Below are 16,482 nucleotides of genomic sequence, written 5' to 3' on the forward strand. Positions count from 1 at the left end.
GCCTTGAGCGAACCGTCCACCAACGCGGCGTTGTCGAGAACCTTCGACAGATCATCGGTCAACACCACCGGATCAAGAGTCGTCTTACCCGTATTGGCACCCGTCACCGTGTACGTGATCGTCTGACCAGCAGCAACATTGGTACCCGACACCGGATCCGCAGTCTTCGCGACCGCGAAACCCGGAACCAAGTGATTCGTCTCCACAGAAGGAGGAGTGATCTCCGGACCGGTCGGCGGCTTCGCAGTACCGGTGACCTTGTTGTTCAAGACTGTGCCCGCGGCAACGCCGTCGTTGACCTTCACCTCATAGGTGAGAACGACGGACTTACCGGCTTCGAGAAAACCAGTCCACGAAAGGGTGGTGCCCGACAGAGTCGGATCAGCGGCAGGAGCACCGTCGACGGTCGCCTTCAGCGAACCGGGAACGACAGCGGCGTTATTGAGAACCGCACCCAGATCATCGTTGATCTTTACCGGATCGAGCTTCGTCTTACCGGTGTTGGTTCCGGTGACGGTGTACTTGATCGACTCGCCGGCCTGAACTGTCGAACCGGAAATCGGATCAGCAGTCTTCTCCAGTTTGAAGCCGGGAACCGAGTGATTCGTCTCCACCGTAGGAGGAGTGATGTCCGGACCGGTGGGTGGCTTCGCAGTACCGGTGACCTTGTTGTTCAGAACCGTGCCCGCGGCAACGCCGGCATTGACCTTCACCTGGTAGGTCAGAACAACAGACTTACCAGCCTGGAGATTGGCGGACCACGACAAAATGCTGCCCGACAGGGTCGGAGCAGCGACAGCAGCACCGTCGACGGTCGCCTTCAGCGAGCCCGGAACGACAGCAGCATTGTTGAGAACCGCACTCAGATCGTCTTTGATCGTCGCGGGAGTTAGGGCCGTCTTGCCGGTGTTAGCACCGGTGACCGTGTACGTAATGGTATCGCCGGCCTGAACCGTCGAACCTGTCGCGGGCACAGCGGTCTTCGCGACCGTGAACCCGGGCATGGGATGCGTCGTGCAGAGATTGGTTGCAGGATCGCATGTTGTGGGAGGAGTTGTTGTCCCCGGAACGAGGTAGTTGTTCAGGACTTTGTTGCCACCGTCTTTGACCGTGACGGTGTAGGTGACAGTCCCTTTGCCGCCGGCTGGCAATGTGCCCCCGACTTTGATCTTGTCGGTGCCATTCAATGCAGCGGTGAGTCCGCCTGTAGCAGCACCGACCGCAACCGTTCCGTCATCAATGACGTCGGCGAGGAAGTCCGTGTAGTCGATCGTTGCCGGCGCAGTGCCGGGATTCTCGAAATTCAGAGTGTAGGTGATTGTTTGGCCGATATTGACCGCCTCACCGGTAGGTGGTGACGACGACTTCTTCACGAGAACCGGAGTGTTCTTGACCTTGCAGTACACGTTGTCGCCCGGCGTGAGTGCTGCCTGCGCAACGTCCCCGACCCTGAGCGCCTGGGTCACACCGTTTACCTGGCAATCCCATGACGTCGCATAGTTCGCGGTCTTGGTCGCCGAGGTAGTTGGCTTCTCCCAGAACGTGACAGGAGTAGGTGTCGTATCTGCGAGGAGCGTACGCCAGCCAGTCGATGCCGTCGTATCTGTAGCGCCGGTCGTGGTGCTCTTGATCTCGGTCGCTGCAGCAGCACCCGCGTTTGCGTGGTGGCCGGTGCTCATGCCGATAGTGAAATCGTCACCGGGGGTGACGCGCGTGAGGTCCTTGTCGATCTTGACCTTCGAGAGCAGGACACCGAAAGCCAGACCCTGACGAGAGGTGGCCAGAACGGTATTACCGAACGTCGCCGCGAAGTTGGTTGGAGCGGTCGATGCAACAACCAAAGTGCCCGGCGAATACTCCTGGTTGTTGACCAGGTTCCAAGAATCACATCGGACGGTGGTGGCGGGCATAGCCGTCAGCCCACCGTCACAAGCCCGAATTCCGGGGTATCCAGGCGCATCCGCACCAACCGTGCGTGCGATCTGGCGGAGAGGCTTGTCAGAATTGAAGGTCAGGAACTCTTTGTCAGTCGACGTGTTGGCGTCAGTCGACTCGGCGTCAGCAGCCACGAGGCCGTAGTTGTAAATCGGGCCATTCGGACCGGTCATCACGATGTTCTTCAGCGACACCGTTCCGCCAGACTGTCCATTCTCGGATGACTTCTGATAGATCGCCGGCTTGATCGTCGACGGCACACCCGTATACACGGAAGTCCCAAGAGCTGCGTAGTGCAAGGTGGGAAGATCATCCGTTTCGATTCCCTGGTGATTCTTTCCGGCAACCGAGTTGGTGAGGAAAGCCTTGAAGTTGATCTTGTAGCCCTCGGTGAGCTGGATTTCCATCGACTGCCCGGCCGCGGATGTGGCCGCGGCTTCGTTGAGCGCCGACATGTCGATCCAACAGATGTTCTGCGAGAAAGGGCCAGTGTTAGGGGCGCTGAAGGCACAGCCCTTTGCGGGCTGTTCGTCCGGCAGGACAGCAGCACGAGCCGGCGTCTGAGCCTGAACGGGACCGCCGAGCGTCGCGGCCGGCTGCGCTGATGCAGCTACTGCCGTCGCGCCGGAGAGGCCGAGAATCATCGCGATGGCGGTCCACACCACCGTCCACGCTCGCACCCAGGGCGGGAGCCCTGCGGTGAATAGGGCCGACCTTGTCGGCGGTATGTCGTTAGGCATTTCTTACTCCCCAGGATGTGCCTGATCGATGTTCGGTGGACGGAGATGCGAGAGCGCTGGCGCGAACTCCCGATTGATCGGTTGGTTCGGGTCGATCCGCCTGTTTTCGGCTGATCGACCTCACACCGGACGCTGTTGCCGGTCCTGTCATTCGAGCTCCTCTTCGGAAACACCTGCGTGTTGGAAGAGCCGCCCTGAACAGGACCTTGGCCCTCGAAATCCGTGCAAATCGAGAGCAACCTTCCAGTTATCTGAATCAAGATAACAGATAACCGGGAGCTTGCCCATCGAAAGTCGGACAAAGCAGACCGATCGACGTTTTTGTTCGTAGATCGGACAAGCTTCGAGGAGCAGCGTTGTTCAAGCGGACAATTCAGCCCTCGGAGTACGGCACCGCTCCGAACGCGATGGCATTCAGCGTTTCCGCTGACCAGATCGGGTGACGACCAACTTCGAGGCGACCAGGAATCTGGACAAATGCCCAATATGGATAAGGCCTGTTGGATGCGCCACAGCGCCTCGAACCATGAGCGGAAACTCCGTACTGAATGGAGTCCGATCACCCGTGCGAGCACGTCGAAAATTATCGAATTGATCCAGACCACACCCGGCGACGGCTGCCAGTAACGAAGTACTCCGGGGCTCCGATAATTGGATTGCGAGGCGCCATCTTCGACCGAAACCGAGCGGGCGCCTTCGATCCAGACCCAACTTCAAGTCCGTTTTGTAGCTTTTCAGTTGGAGCGGTCCTGCTCATTTTCTGCCATAGCTATCTTCTGATCCTGCTCAGCTAGTCGAAAGTCCAGCGACTGTGGCTACCACTCGGCAGAATTCTCGTAACTGGCGAGCAACAACCGGACTAACCGGCCAAGCGTCACAAGAGTGCCAAAAAGGGCCCTTCCGCGTGCCTCGAGACAAATGCCTCGAGGGCGAAAGGGCCCGAACCGGGCACCACGTAGCCAAGGGCCCCCGCCGCAAACTAGCTGCTGCCGAACCCCACACTGTTGGCGTAGCGATCGAAATCGCCCTGCGCCCCGCTGTAAACGTTGATATCGGTATTTCCGGTGATCCCGGGGATGCGTCCGGTGCTGGTGTACTGCCAGAAGGTCCAGTTGGACCAACCACCGGGCAGCGGGCCCGGTGCGTTCTGCCCGTTGTAATCGGCGATCCACAGCGGGTAGTGGTTGAACTCGGTGGTGTTGGCCATCTGGGTACGCCAGAAGTTGGGGTACGTGTAAATGATTGGCTGCCGCCCGGTAAGTGCCTGGACTGTATTCAGGTAGCGATGAGTCCAGTCGATGACCTGACCGGCGGGCAGTCCCTTCGCGTCCTCGAGATCCAGTACGGGCGGCAGGTCACCAGGTCCGTTGATACCCAGGACGATCGCCGAATAGAAGGCGGCCTGGGCTTCGGGGGACTGGCGAACATCTGCGTAGTGGTAGGCCCCGCGCGAGACGCCGGCGGCGCGCATGACCAGGCAATCCTGGATGAAGTACGGATTGACGTAGTTGAGCGACTCGGTGGCCTTGACCATCGCGAACTCGTGCCCTGACGCCTTGACCTGGAACCAGTCGATTCCGGTTCCGTCCACGTGCTGCCACGACGAGACGTCCGGGCCGCGGGGAGCGTCGGCAGCGGCGAGGCCAGGTGCCGTGATCGCGATGGCAGCTGCCATCGCGATCGGGGTGAGCTTGCCCAGTGTCCTGACGATCCGTCGCTCGACCATTTCCCGAGAGTAAGGTCGACTAGTCCGTTTTGTCCGCTAATTCAGGGAATGTTCACTCAACCGAGCCAATCGAGAACGGCCGCCGCGGTCCACGACTGTTGCATACTGCCCAGCGGCTCACCGGTGAAAGGCTCGTAGTACTCGGCAAAACTGCCGTCACTGGCCTGCCGCACCCCCTCCGAACGCAAGACGTGCGATCGCTCGGCCCACCCCCGACGCGCGAACGCCCACGAGAACAACCACGTGATCACCGGCCACACCGGGCCACGCCAATACTCCCGAGGACGGAAATCGCCGGAAACCGGAGACGTCGACGGTGGGACGGCAAATCGCATGTCCGGATGGCCACAGAATTTGGGCCCCTCGAAAGTGCGCAACAGAGCGCGCTCGGCATCGCGGCTCAGGCCGCCGCACAGCAACGGCGCAAACATCGCGATGGTCTCGGTATGAACCCATCGTCCGGTGCGAAGATCGAAATCCTTTGCTGCACCCGATCGTTCATCGGTGGTGGCAATTACGCCCTGCCGGAATCGATCTGCCCAACCGCGCAGATCACGGACGTCGGAGTTTGGTCGCGAATGCTCCTCACCGATAGTTGCCAAAACGTCACATGCCATCGAGAAAACCGCACTGACAAACACGTCCTCCACGGCAAAACTCATGGCAGTGGCGAGTTGAGAATCCTCGTACCTCACGGCCTTCATCTCTTCGAGAAGCCAAAGGTAGCGGTCGTATTCGTGATCCGTGGGTCGCTGAGACAAGTCGGTCACCACAGCGAGATCAGCGCGCTGATACGCAGGCACCTGTCCCGCAACAACATTCGCGTACGCCAGATCCCATCGCGGAGAATTGTCCATCCCCGATTCCCACCCGTGATAGAGCGCGATGCGGCCGTTGCCGTCGAGATCGCGGGCCTCCGCCAACCAGCGGTGCCACCGAACCAGATCGCTCCAGCGCCGGTCGAGGAACTCTTCCGCGACCGCACGCGTCGTACGTCCGTGCCGACGCGAATGATCGAGAATCCGCTGCACCGCAATCGCGTGAACGGGGGGTTGGGTGATTCCCGACGTAGCGGTACCCAAAGGAGCATGCGCTGCCAACGCATTGACATCCCAACGCGTCGGGCCGGGGAAGTAGCCGTCGACACCGTTCGCAAACACGATGTGCGGAATCATTCCGTTCTTCCACTGAGCCGAAAGCAAGGTATCGAGCTCTACTACCGCCCGTTCGACGCTGAGCGGCGCCAAACCTACCGCGACGAACGCGGCGTCCCAGCTCCACATGTGGGGATACAGCTTCGGGGCAGCGCTGGTCATCGTGCCCAGGTCGTTTCCGCGCAGCAGGTAGGCAGCTCGGGCGGCGAGCTGAGTCGGGGTAAATCCGCGGTCGGCCATAGATGTCTATTTTGCGACGCGCGGCGCCTTTGCGCTCATCGAGCACGAATCGGGCGCCGTAACCGCGATAATGTGGCAACACCGTCAGGCGATCTCGAAGTGGAGGGCTTGTGCGCGAGAAGATCAAAGCACTGCTGTTCGACGTCCAGGGCACAGCGACCGATTTTCACAACACCCTGTGCCGAGAGGCCCGTCGGATCACCGACGCCGACGTCGACTGGCCAAGATTCGTCAATCTCTGGCGCGCTGAGTACTTCGCGAACACCTCCGAGGCCGACGACTCCACAGGCGAATGGGTGACAGTACATTCGGTGTACCGCGAGGCTCTGCGCAAGCTTTTGGCCCGCGAGAGCATCGAACTTTCCGATGCCGAACAGGAAGAACTCACCACCGCCTGGAAATTCCTGGACCCGTGGCCGGACACCGTCGCAGGCCTGACAACCCTGCGCCAGCAGTACACAATCGCTGCCTTGTCCAACGCCGATGTGAATGCCGCAGTCAGCATCTCCCGGCACGGAAATCTGCCATGGCATGCCGTCTTCACCGCCGAAATGGCCGGTGTCTTCAAACCAGATCCGAAGATCTACCACCTGGCTGCTCGATACCTCGGGTTCGACCCGGCCGAGATCATGATGGTTGCCAGCCACAAATATGACATCCGGGCGGCCAAAGCTCTCGGGTTCCGCACAGCCTTCATAGCCCGACCACTCGAATTCGGAGCCAGGGGCAATCCCGATGTGTCATTCTCCGACGAGTTCGACATCAACGCCGAGGACTTTCTCGATCTGGCAGCGCAATTGGTCCACTGATGCCGTGCCTGCGCGTCGTTGCTGGTATTCCTACGTGAAGGAATATCGAAACGGACAGGCGGTTTGGATTTCATGGGCACCAAGGAAGACAGCGCTACCCGCGAACGCAAGGCTCTGCGGTACTCGCTCGTGGTCGCAACGGCGTTGGCTGTGCTCGCCGCATTCTGGGGCTGGATCTCGCAGTCCCAGGTGATCCTGCTCGACGGTGTGTACGCCCTCATCGGAATGGTGTTGACGGCGCTGTCGCTGCGGGTCTCGCGGGTAGCCGACTCGGGCCCCACCGCACGCTTCCCGTTCGGTAAGGAGGCATTGATCCCGGTAGTCATCGCTGTCCAGGGCATGGCACTACTGGCGACACTCGCGTACGCCGCAGTCGAGGCAGTTCGTGTCATTCTCGCGGGCGGGGCCGACGTCACCGCGGGGTCGCTGGTGGCATACGGCGCTGTCAGCGCAGTGGTGTCGATCATCATCTGGCGCTACGTCGGACAAGTCGACCGCACATCTGATCTGCTCGTCGCCGAAGCCAGGCAATGGGGAGCGTCGGCTGCCTTCAGCGCGCTGGTCGCAGTCGGTGCTGTCGTCGCAATGATCCTGGGCCGCACCGATTTCTCCGACGCCGACCGATATGTCGACTCCGTCTTGGTCCTCCTCGGCTGCGCGATGCTGGTCCCGCAACCGTACGCACTTCTGCGAACCGCACTGATCGAACTCCTCGAAGGTGCTCCCGGCGAAAACGTTCAGGCCCGCGTGCACGAGGCCATCACCGCCGTCCGCGACGAATTCGGCTTGGACGAACCGACTCTCACCATGAGCAAGGTGGGTCGCAAGCTGTATATCGAAGCGACGTTCATGGTCGCGCCACACAGCTGGGACATCGACGGTGAAGACGCAGTTCGACGCTCGTTCGCCAACAGCCTCGCCGATCTCCCCTACGAACCATGGCTCAACATCGAACTGACCACAGATCCGGCGCTGATGCTCTAGAGGCGGAATCTCCTCTCGAACAATAGAATCGCGACGGCCGGGCCCACCTCACCTTCTCGAAAACGTCCTTGACTCGAAAGTATGTTCGAGTATGATGGAAGGTGGAACGGGGGGTTCTCATGACGATCGACATCACCGACGACGCTGTCACTGCCGTGGTCAACAGCTCCGCCGTGGGTGTGCGCGGACGATTGTGGCGGCTGCACCCCACCGACGTCCGCGAGATCGCCATCACCGCGTCAGCGGAAATCCTTCGCCTGGAAGCCATTCGAGTGGCCGCCGTCGACACCCTGACGTTGAACCCGGACGAACAAGTACTCTGCTACCGCGGCACCGGACAATGGCTCGCGAACCACACCATGCTGCAAATCTCCACCGGCAGAAGAATCGCAACCCTGGGAAAAGCCCTACGGTCATTCCCCGAGATCGAAGACCAATTCGATGCCGGCGACCTCACTTTCGAGCACGCAGCACTGATCGTGGCGTTCTGCGAATCCCCACCCAAAACAATGCCCGACGCCGCGCTACCGTACTGCCGCGACACACTCCTCGCCGCAGCATCCGGCGTCGAAGCAACCACCGTCAAACTGCGCTACGCCATCAGCGTCCTCGAGCACATGTTCGAATCCGACGCCATACCACCAAGCGAAGACACCGATCGCAACGAACTGCGCATCTCCCCGACCCTCAACGGAAGAGTCGCCGTGCGAGGCGATTTCGACGGAGTGACCGGCGAGATGCTTCTCTCCGCCCTCTCCAGCCTCTCCATGCCCACCCCCGCCAAGGACGGCACACCCGACAAACGACCCGCCGCCACACGCAACGCAGACGCCATGGCAGAGCTGATCCGGCGCTACCTCGACAACGCTGCCACCGGCATCGACGGCGGCCAACGCCCGCACCTGAACGTGCACATCAACGCCAAAGACCTGGCCTACCACCGTGAATGCGCCACAACGGGTGATGGCTCAACACCTGGCCCGTCCGAGGACGACGATCCCGGCATGCCGGATCTCGACATTCACGATCTCGACAAACAAGATCTCGATGTCGGCCACATGCCCTGGATGGGACCACTGAGCGTCGGCCGCACCCGCATGATCGCCTGCGACTGCATGCTCTCTAGCGTCCTCCTCGACGGAAACGGTGCCCCACTCGACGTCACCCCACTCAAAAGGCTTGTCACCGCAGCACAACGCACCGCCCTGATCGCCCGCGACAAAGGATGCGCCTTCCCCGGCTGCGACTGCGTCCCCGCCTGGACCGACGCCCACCACATCAAACACTGGGCCAAAGGAGGACCAACCGTCATGGACAACCTGGTCCTGCTCTGCCGAACCCACCACACCCTGATGCACCGAAAACCCGGATTCACCGGACAATGGGAAATCCAGGTAGGCGCTGATCACCTGCCCTGGTTCATCCCCCCGCCAGGCATCGACCCCGACCAGAAACCCCGCCGCTCCACCACACGACGCTGAACCCGGAGGTCACCGAGCAAACGCCTCGGTGACCCATTCCGGCGTGCTCTCAATTGCCCGCCCACTCCAGAAGATTTTCGGCGGTCCACGTATTGATCACCCGATCCGCTTCGACGCCGCACTTTTCGGCCCGGTCACAGCCGTAGCCCTGCCAAGCCAGCTGACCGGGGGCATGGGCGTCGGTATCGATGGAGAAAAGACAATCGAGATCGCGGGCCAACTCGATCAAACGCGAAGGCGGGTCACGACGCTCCGGTCGGGAGTTGATCTCGACGGCGGTCCCTGATTCTCGGCAAGCCTCGAACACTTTCTCCGCATCGAACTGCGACTCGGGCCGGGTTCCGCGAGCACCCTCGACAAGACGCCCAGTGCAATGCCCGAGAATATCGACACGCGGATTTCGCACTGCAGCAAGCATTCTGCGGGTCATCGCCTCGCGTTCGGACCGCAGCTTCGAGTGCACACTCGCCACCACGATGTCGAGTTCGTCGAGTAGATCGGGATCCTGATCGAGTGAACCGTCCTCGAGGATGTCCACCTCGATTCCCGTGAGGATGCGGAAGGGAGCCAGTTCGGCATTCAACCCGGCTATCACGTCGAGTTGAGAACGTAGGCGCTCCGCGGACAGCCCGTTGGCAACAGTGAGGCGAGGCGAATGATCGGTGAGGGCGCAGTAGTCGTGGCCGAGTGCTGCTGCGCGTCGCATCATCTCTTCGATGGGGCTTCCGCCGTCGGACCAGTCGGAGTGTGTGTGGAGATCGCCGCGCAGCGCTTGGCGCAATGGGCCGTCGCCGATGGGCTCGGCCTGCCCCCGCAGTTCCTCGAGATACTCGGGGACGCCGTCGTACGACTGGGCGATGATCATTGCCGTCTTGGGCCCGATGCCGGTGAGAGCCTTCCAACTGTCGGCCTTCCGGCGAGACTCCTTCTGCTCGTCGGACAATCCAGCAAAGACCTCCGCAGCTCGGCGATAGGCCTTGACGCGGTGCGTTTCAGCGCGTGATCGTTCGAGCCAGTAGGCGATCTCCCGAAGCGCTTCATCCGGTTCCATGAGACCACTGTTCCGTCAGCAGCGGCTCGCGGCAAGCCTTGATCCCCTTACGCTGTGAATATGGACGACCCGAGAGCACGATTTGAAGCCGCGCGGGTGGCTCACCTGGCAACGGCAGATGCGGCCGGCGTTCCGCACATCGTGCCGCTGGTATTCGTTTTGGTCGGCGACACCGTCTATTCCTGCGTCGACCACAAACCGAAGACCACCACCGCACTTCGCAGGCTCCGGAACATCACCGAGACGGGGCGTGCGAGCCTGCTCGTCGATCATTACGACGACAACTGGTCCGCACTCTGGTGGGTCCGCGTCGACGGACGCGCGGAGGTCCTCGGCCCCGGTACCAAGGAGTCCGAGAGCGCAATCGACGCTTTGGCCGCAAAGTATCCGCAGTACGTAGATCACCGACCGCACGGACAGGTGATAGCCGTCCGCGATGTGGAGTGGTCGTCATGGTCGGCAGCAGCCTAAGGTTCTGTCCTAGTGTTCAAGGAGCGAAAGTGATTGCAACACTCTCAATTCGGGCAAATTGGCGGGGGATCGATGAAACGACGACAGTTACTTCAGCGTGCAGCCACAGGCCTGGCGCTGGTAGCGGGACCTCAGGTGATCGACATGGGTAGCAGTTCCGGAAGCAGCCAAGACGCAACAACCCCGTTGGATGAGCTGTTGCAAGTCGTTTCGCTCTCCCACGTGAACGACCCCGCGACCACGCCGATTTTTCCCGGCGATCCCGCGTTCACTCTCGACACAGCGGCAACCATCGCAGACGACGGCTACTACCTCCAGTACGTCAAGGAAGGTGAACACACGGGCACACATTGGGGCGCACCCGCGCACTTTCAGGAAGGTGGACTCACAGCCGACCAACTCGATCCGGCCGACCTCTTCCTTCCCGCAGTGAAGATCGACATCCGGGACAAGGCTGCCGCCGATTCGGACTATGCGCTCACGGTCGCGGACCTTCAGGAGTGGGAAACGCGCAACGGCAAGATCCCCGATGGAGCGGCCGTGGTTCTCTGGACCGGTTGGGAATCGCGCTGGGGTAGCGAAGAATATGCCAACGCCGATGCCGAGGGTGTCACCCACCAACCCGGCTTCTCGGTGGACGCGGCGCAGTGGCTGATAGACACCGGACGCTTGGGCACCCGCGGAGCATTGGGAACCGACACCTTCGGTCCCGACCTCGGAAACGACGAGACCTACCCCGTCTCGACGCTCCTGTACGACAAGCATCGAATCAGCCTGGAGAACTTGAACAATCTTGCCGCCCTGCCAACCACCGGGGCGAGCATCCTTGTCGGTGGCGCGATCAACAAGGCCGGATCGGGTTCACCGGCAACGATCTTCGCACTCTTACGGCGCTAGTCTTCGCGGCGATCGCAGTAGACGACAACGGCGCCCTTTCCGCTTCTCTTCGCCTCGTACATCGCCGCATCGGCTCGGCGGAGAAGAGCGTGTGCACTCAGCGGCTCGTCGGCTAACTCGAACTGCGCGACACCAACGCTCGCACCTACCGACACCGATGTGTCTGCAGTCTGATCAGAACTGAGCGCGTCGACGATCCGGTGGGCTACGACGACGGCGTCGTCGATCGGGCCCTGCAGAAGCACCGTGAATTCGTCGCCGCCGAATCGAGCGACAAATGCACTCTCGGGAACCGCTTCACGCAGACGCGCCGTGAGGGCAACCAGCAACCGGTCACCGGCCGGGTGCCCGTAACGATCGTTGACCTGTTTGAAGTCGTCCAGATCGACAAGCATCAGCACCCAATCGGAGTTCGTGAGGCGATAGTTCTCGATGGCGCTCGCGAAGTGTTCGTCGAATGCGGCCCGGTTGGCGAGCTCGGTGAGTGGGTCGTGATGCGCTCGGTACCGGAGCTCGTCCTGCGCAGCGGAGATCTGTTGGAGGAGCGCGTCGTTCTCGAGGAGCGTGAGTATCTGGCGCACCAGCGCGAGAACCAGCACGCCGACGCCGAGTATCACGACCACGGCATCGAGGTTGCCGACGATCAGTGCCTGAACAGTCACGATCGTCGCGATCACCGCGATCAACAGATACGGCAGCAGCAACTGAGTCCGATCACTTCGCCACTGCTGTGGCGCGTCGCGGTTCCGAGGCTCGGTTCGCTTCGTCAGCGCCGCCAAGGCGATCAAAGGCGGCCCCGCGATGAACCCCGCATCGGCGATGGTCGGCATACTCTCGGCGCCGATCGCCACCAAGTACGCGTACAGACTGTCCGAAAGGGAGAGCATCACCAACCCGCACCCGAGGAACGTCAGCGGTTCGCGGATCTCGGCAACGGCCTTCGGTCCGATGACCATCAGCAAGACCATCGCGATCAGAACGAAGTCGGTGATTGGATACATCACCGCGACAAGAAACCCGAGAGACCCTGTCGGACCGGTATGAACGACGGCACCCAGGGCGGTCGTCCACGTGAGGATGAACAATCCACCGACAACGACAAGCCCGTCGAGCGTCAGCACGAGCCAGAGATGGATCGGGCCGATCGCCTCACGCCGGGGAGACTCACGTACCAGCGACAGAAGCGCCGGTACGGCAAACACCGGGAACATGAAGAAACCGATGTCCGCGATCGACGGCGACGGAAGTGGTACGTGGAGAACTGAGCGGTAGAACGCCCAGAAGAACATTCCGAGGGTCCAGCCGGCCATACCGAGAGCCATCAGAGTTCGCCAACGACGCTCGACTCCGTGATGGCGCCGCGACGTCCACCAACAGACCGCAGTCGCAGTGGCGCCGCCGACGAGCTGGGCGACATCGTCCACCAGAACCGAGGTTCGTGGGCTGAGCAGCCCGGATCCGGCGAGGACGATGACCGCAACAACGACGCCGAGAACCAGCCACGTGCGTCGTGCTCGGAACTGCGTCATCGAAGGGCCCATCGGTGTTCAAGGCGTCACCACCGATTGTCTTGCAGCCGGCATCGTTGCGGCCGGAATGTTTGTGGTGACGAATGCCCGTACGAACCTACCCGATTTGGTAGCGGATTGTTAACTGGACGAACGATCAAGACCGCCCGTCAAACCACGGCGCTGTATTCCGCTCGGGTCCTACGCCGCTGCGAAGTCCATTTCGCAATGACCCCCTGCGACGGGCTGAACAGGTACACCAGGGCGAACACGATGCCCTGCGTCATCACAACCATGCCCCCGGAAGCTGTGTCGAGGTAGTAGCTGACGTAGATACCCGTAATCGCGCAGATTGCGGAAACCACCGGAGCTATCACCAGCATCCGCGAGAACTTGTCAGTGAGAAGGTAGGCCGTCGCGCCGGGGATGATCAGCATCGCCACCACCAGCACGACTCCGACAGCTTGCAGCGCCACAACGGACGTGAGTGCGAGGACGCCGAGTAGCAGCGCTCCGAGACGCTTAGGCGAAAGACCTATCGCGTTGGCATGGATCGGGTCGAAGGCGAACAACGTCAGATCGCGACGCTTGATCAACAGAATGCTCAACGCCAACGCGCCGAGTATCGCGACCTGCAGAAGATCGGACGAGCTCACCCCCAGCAGGTTGCCGAAAATGATGTGGTTGAGATCGGTCTGGCTGGGGGTCACCGAGATGAGAACCAAACCGAACGCAAAGAGGGTCGTGAAGACGATACCGATCGCGGCGTCTTCCTTGACGCGGCTGGTGTTACGGATCAGTCCGATCAGTGCGACGGCGATCAGCCCGAAGATCAAGGCCCCGATGGCAAATGGAGCGCCGACGACGTAGGCGAGGACAACACCGGGCAGGACAGCGTGCGAGACGGCATCGCCCATCAGTGACCACCCGATGAGCACCAACCAACAACTGAGCACCGCGCAGACAACCGCGGCCACAACCGCAACGGCCAACGCGCGCACCATGAATCCGTACTGGAGAGGATCAAGTAGCAGTTCTACGAGGTTCATCGATCAGGTCCTGTCCATCACGTCGAGACCGAAAGCCAGGGCGAGGTTTTCCGGTTGAAGCACGGTGTCCGGGTCGGCGTGCACCAGAACCTTGCGCATGAGCAGTACCGCCTCGTCGCACAGTTTCGGCACGGCGTGGAGGTCGTGAGTCGAGACCAAGATCGATCGGCCGTCGGAAGCCAACTCTCGTAGCAGCGTCGAAATCGTTGCCTCGGAACGCTTGTCGACGCCGGCAAAAGGCTCGTCCAGCAACAGTATCGACGCGTCCTGTGCGATACCGCGTGCGACGAAGGCGCGCTTCTTCTGACCACCCGAGAGCTGACCGATCTGACGATCCGCAAATTCTGTGAGCTCTACCCGCTCGAGGGCCTCTGCCACCGCCTCGCGATCTGCACGCCGCGGACGTCGCAAGAACCCGAGGTGGCCGTACCTACCCATCATCACGACGTCACCGACACTGATCGGGAAGGTCCAGTCGACGTCTTCACTCTGCGGCACGTATCCGACGCGCCCGCTCTTGCGCGCAGCGGCTGCGTCGAGACCGGCGATTCTCACAGAACCGTTGTCCGGCTTGATCATTCCCATGATCACCTTGAACAGGGTCGACTTTCCTGAACCGTTCATACCGATCAATCCGCAGACGCTTCCGGAATTCAACGTCAGATCGACATGGTCCAGTGCGTGGACCTCGCCGTAGTGAACACTGACGTTTTCGACGCGAATGGCTTCGTTCATGATTTACCGCCGGTCAGACCGCCGAGGATGACGTCGGTGTCGTGGCGAATCATGTCCAGGTAGGTGGGCACGGGACCGTCGGCTTCGGACAGCGAGTCGACGTACAGCGTTCCGCCGAACTTCGCGCCGGTCGCCCCGACAACCTGCTGCATGGGGGCATCCGAGACCGTCGACTCGCAGAAGACCGCGGGAACGGAATTGGCCCGGACGAAGTCGATCGCGGCGATGATCTGCTGCGGCGTCGCCTGCTGCTCGGCATTGACCGGCCAGATGTAGGCCTCGCTGAGTCCCGCGTCCCTGGCCAGATAGGAGAACGCACCCTCGCAACTGACGAGTGCGCGCTGACCTGCGGGCAATGCCGCCAGCCCACTGACCAGGCCGTCCTGAACTGCTTGCAGTTCCGCCTTGTACTTCGCGCCGTTCTCCGCAAATGCCGAGGCATTGTCCGGGTCGAGGTCGCTGAAAGCAGTCACCATGTTGTCGACGTAAATCTGCGTATTCAACGGAGACATCCATGCATGCGGATTGGGCTTGCCCGCATAGGCGTCGCCGGCGATCGGAATGCCTTCGACGCCGTCGCTGACCACGACGTGTGGCACGTCCAGACCGTTGACGAATTTCGCGAACCACGCCTCGAGGTTCATGCCGTTGTCGAGGATCAGATCGGCTTCGCTCGCCCGCCGAATGTCTCCGGGCGTCGGCTCGTAGCCGTGAATTTCCGCCCCTGCCTTGGTGATCGACTCGACGCGAAGGTGATCGCCGGCAACGTTCTGGGCGATGTCCGACAGCACGGTGAACGTGGTGAGCACCACCGGGCGGTCGTCGTCGGAGCCGGAATTCACCGCAGAACAGCTGGAGAGAAGCAGGGCGGCGAGGGCGGCAATTCCCAGGCGGCGGAAGTTCTTCGCGTCGCGAGTCGTCATGGTCGAACTCTAATATGTGGGTAAACAAATACACAAGTTCGTATAGCCGAACAATTCACACTCGATAGGCTCGGACCATGCGTCCTACTGCCTTGATCACCGGTTCCAGTCGCGGCCTCGGAGCTGCCATCGCACGCGAACTGGCGCCGACACACGACCTGCTGCTCGGTGCACGATCCGCGCAGGCCCTCGAGCCGATCTGCGCGGAACTACCCGGATCGACGCCCCTACCCCTCGACCTCACGGACTACGACGCCGTCGCGGTCGCCGCCTCGTCCATCACGACGCTCGACGTGCTGGTACACAACGCCGGCGTGGCCGATATCGGAACCATCGAGGAATCCTCGGTCGATCAGTGGCGACGCACCCTCGAGGCAAACGTCATCGCCGTCGCCGAACTCACTCGTGTCCTCCTTCCTGCCCTCAGGGCAGCCGGTGGCCACGTCGTACTGATCAATTCCGGTGCCGGACTGCGCGCCAACGCCGGCTGGGGCTCGTACGCGACCAGCAAGTTCGCCCTGCGCGCTTTCGGAGACGCACTGCGCCTGGAAGAGCCGTCCTTGCGGGTCACCTCCATTCACCCCGGTCGGATCGACACCGACATGCAGCGCGACATCGTCGCCGGTGAGGGCGACGAATACGACCCGGAGCGCTTCCTGAAGGCCTCCACTGTGGCGCGTGCCGTACTCACTGCCGTCGAAACACCGTCCGACGCACACCCCACGGAGATCGTGCTTCGACCTACCGGCCGGTAAATCCCCAGTTCGCCGGTAACGGAA

14 protein-coding genes are annotated in these 16,482 nt (G+C 61.5%); 6 read left to right on the top strand and 8 right to left on the bottom strand.

The features are described 5' to 3' along the window. From R4P70_RS30790 to ggh, 3 genes are all read right to left on the bottom strand, one after another. Positions 1-2,675 (bottom strand): isopeptide-forming domain-containing fimbrial protein (locus tag R4P70_RS30790; protein ID WP_317833508.1); only part of this gene is annotated, 2,675 nt, incomplete at its 3' end. Positions 2,676-3,654: 979 nt separating this feature from the next. Further along, complete coding sequence (locus tag R4P70_RS30795) at positions 3,655-4,350, bottom strand: glycoside hydrolase family 25 protein (RefSeq protein WP_370334015.1); 696 nt, start codon at positions 4,348-4,350, stop codon at positions 3,655-3,657. A 107-nt stretch (positions 4,351-4,457) separates the two neighbouring features. Beyond that, positions 4,458-5,795: a glucosylglycerate hydrolase gene (gene ggh, locus R4P70_RS30800; RefSeq protein WP_151531099.1), complete on the bottom strand. Its 1,338-nt coding sequence runs from the start codon at positions 5,793-5,795 to the stop codon at positions 4,458-4,460. Between the two features lie 110 nt (positions 5,796-5,905). Here ggh and R4P70_RS30805 point away from each other — a divergent pair, with 110 nt between their 5' ends. The 3 genes from R4P70_RS30805 (at position 5,906) to R4P70_RS30815 (ending at position 9,069) form a co-directional block, all read left to right on the top strand. Beyond that, positions 5,906-6,604: a haloacid dehalogenase type II gene (locus tag R4P70_RS30805; RefSeq protein WP_021342252.1), complete on the top strand. Its 699-nt coding sequence runs from the start codon at positions 5,906-5,908 to the stop codon at positions 6,602-6,604. Between the two features lie 72 nt (positions 6,605-6,676). After that, positions 6,677-7,588, top strand: a complete 912-nt coding sequence (locus R4P70_RS30810; RefSeq protein WP_317833512.1) for a cation transporter — start codon at positions 6,677-6,679, stop codon at positions 7,586-7,588. 119 nt (positions 7,589-7,707) lie between these two features. After that, on the top strand, positions 7,708-9,069 hold the full coding sequence (locus R4P70_RS30815; RefSeq protein WP_317833514.1) for an HNH endonuclease signature motif containing protein: 1,362 nt from the start codon (positions 7,708-7,710) through the stop codon (positions 9,067-9,069). Between the two features lie 49 nt (positions 9,070-9,118). Here R4P70_RS30815 and R4P70_RS30820 read toward each other — a convergent pair whose 3' ends face one another. After that, the gene (locus R4P70_RS30820) at positions 9,119-10,120 is read right to left on the bottom strand and encodes a PHP domain-containing protein (protein ID WP_019746152.1); all 1,002 of its coding nucleotides are present in this window, start codon (positions 10,118-10,120) and stop codon (positions 9,119-9,121) included. Positions 10,121-10,180: 60 nt separating this feature from the next. Here R4P70_RS30820 and R4P70_RS30825 point away from each other — a divergent pair, with 60 nt between their 5' ends. Beyond that, entirely contained in the window at positions 10,181-10,591 is a 411-nt protein-coding gene (locus R4P70_RS30825; protein WP_031330968.1) for a TIGR03668 family PPOX class F420-dependent oxidoreductase, read from the top strand. Positions 10,592-10,735: 144 nt separating this feature from the next. Then, on the top strand, positions 10,736-11,488 hold the full coding sequence (locus R4P70_RS30830) for a cyclase family protein (protein WP_021332577.1): 753 nt from the start codon (positions 10,736-10,738) through the stop codon (positions 11,486-11,488). On the opposite strand, the gene R4P70_RS30835 is transcribed toward R4P70_RS30830, so the two are convergent. The 4 genes from R4P70_RS30835 to R4P70_RS30850 all read right to left on the bottom strand — a co-directional run bounded on the left by R4P70_RS30835 (position 11,485) and on the right by R4P70_RS30850 (position 15,703). Beyond that, positions 11,485-13,017: a GGDEF domain-containing protein gene (locus R4P70_RS30835; protein WP_024487787.1), complete on the bottom strand. Its 1,533-nt coding sequence runs from the start codon at positions 13,015-13,017 to the stop codon at positions 11,485-11,487. The genes R4P70_RS30830 and R4P70_RS30835 overlap by 4 nt on opposite strands. Positions 13,018-13,166: 149 nt before the next feature. Then, complete coding sequence (locus tag R4P70_RS30840; protein WP_317833518.1) at positions 13,167-14,045, bottom strand: metal ABC transporter permease; 879 nt, start codon at positions 14,043-14,045, stop codon at positions 13,167-13,169. 3 nt (positions 14,046-14,048) lie between these two features. Next, positions 14,049-14,780 carry a metal ABC transporter ATP-binding protein gene (locus R4P70_RS30845; protein WP_317833520.1) on the bottom strand — a complete coding sequence of 244 codons (732 nt, stop codon included), beginning with the start codon at positions 14,778-14,780 and terminating at the stop codon, positions 14,049-14,051. Further along, positions 14,777-15,703, bottom strand: coding sequence for a metal ABC transporter substrate-binding protein (locus R4P70_RS30850; protein ID WP_019746158.1), 927 nt, complete (start codon positions 15,701-15,703; stop codon positions 14,777-14,779). The genes R4P70_RS30845 and R4P70_RS30850 overlap by 4 nt, the downstream gene beginning before the upstream one ends. A gap of 77 nt (positions 15,704-15,780) precedes the next feature. On the opposite strand from R4P70_RS30850, the gene R4P70_RS30855 reads away from it, so the two are divergent. Further along, positions 15,781-16,458: an SDR family oxidoreductase gene (locus tag R4P70_RS30855; protein ID WP_317833523.1), complete on the top strand. Its 678-nt coding sequence runs from the start codon at positions 15,781-15,783 to the stop codon at positions 16,456-16,458. Positions 16,459-16,482: the final 24 nt, after the last annotated feature.

Source organism: Rhodococcus sp. IEGM 1241, from assembly GCF_033142365.1.
Lineage (GTDB): Bacteria > Actinomycetota > Actinomycetes > Mycobacteriales > Mycobacteriaceae > Rhodococcus_F > Rhodococcus_F erythropolis.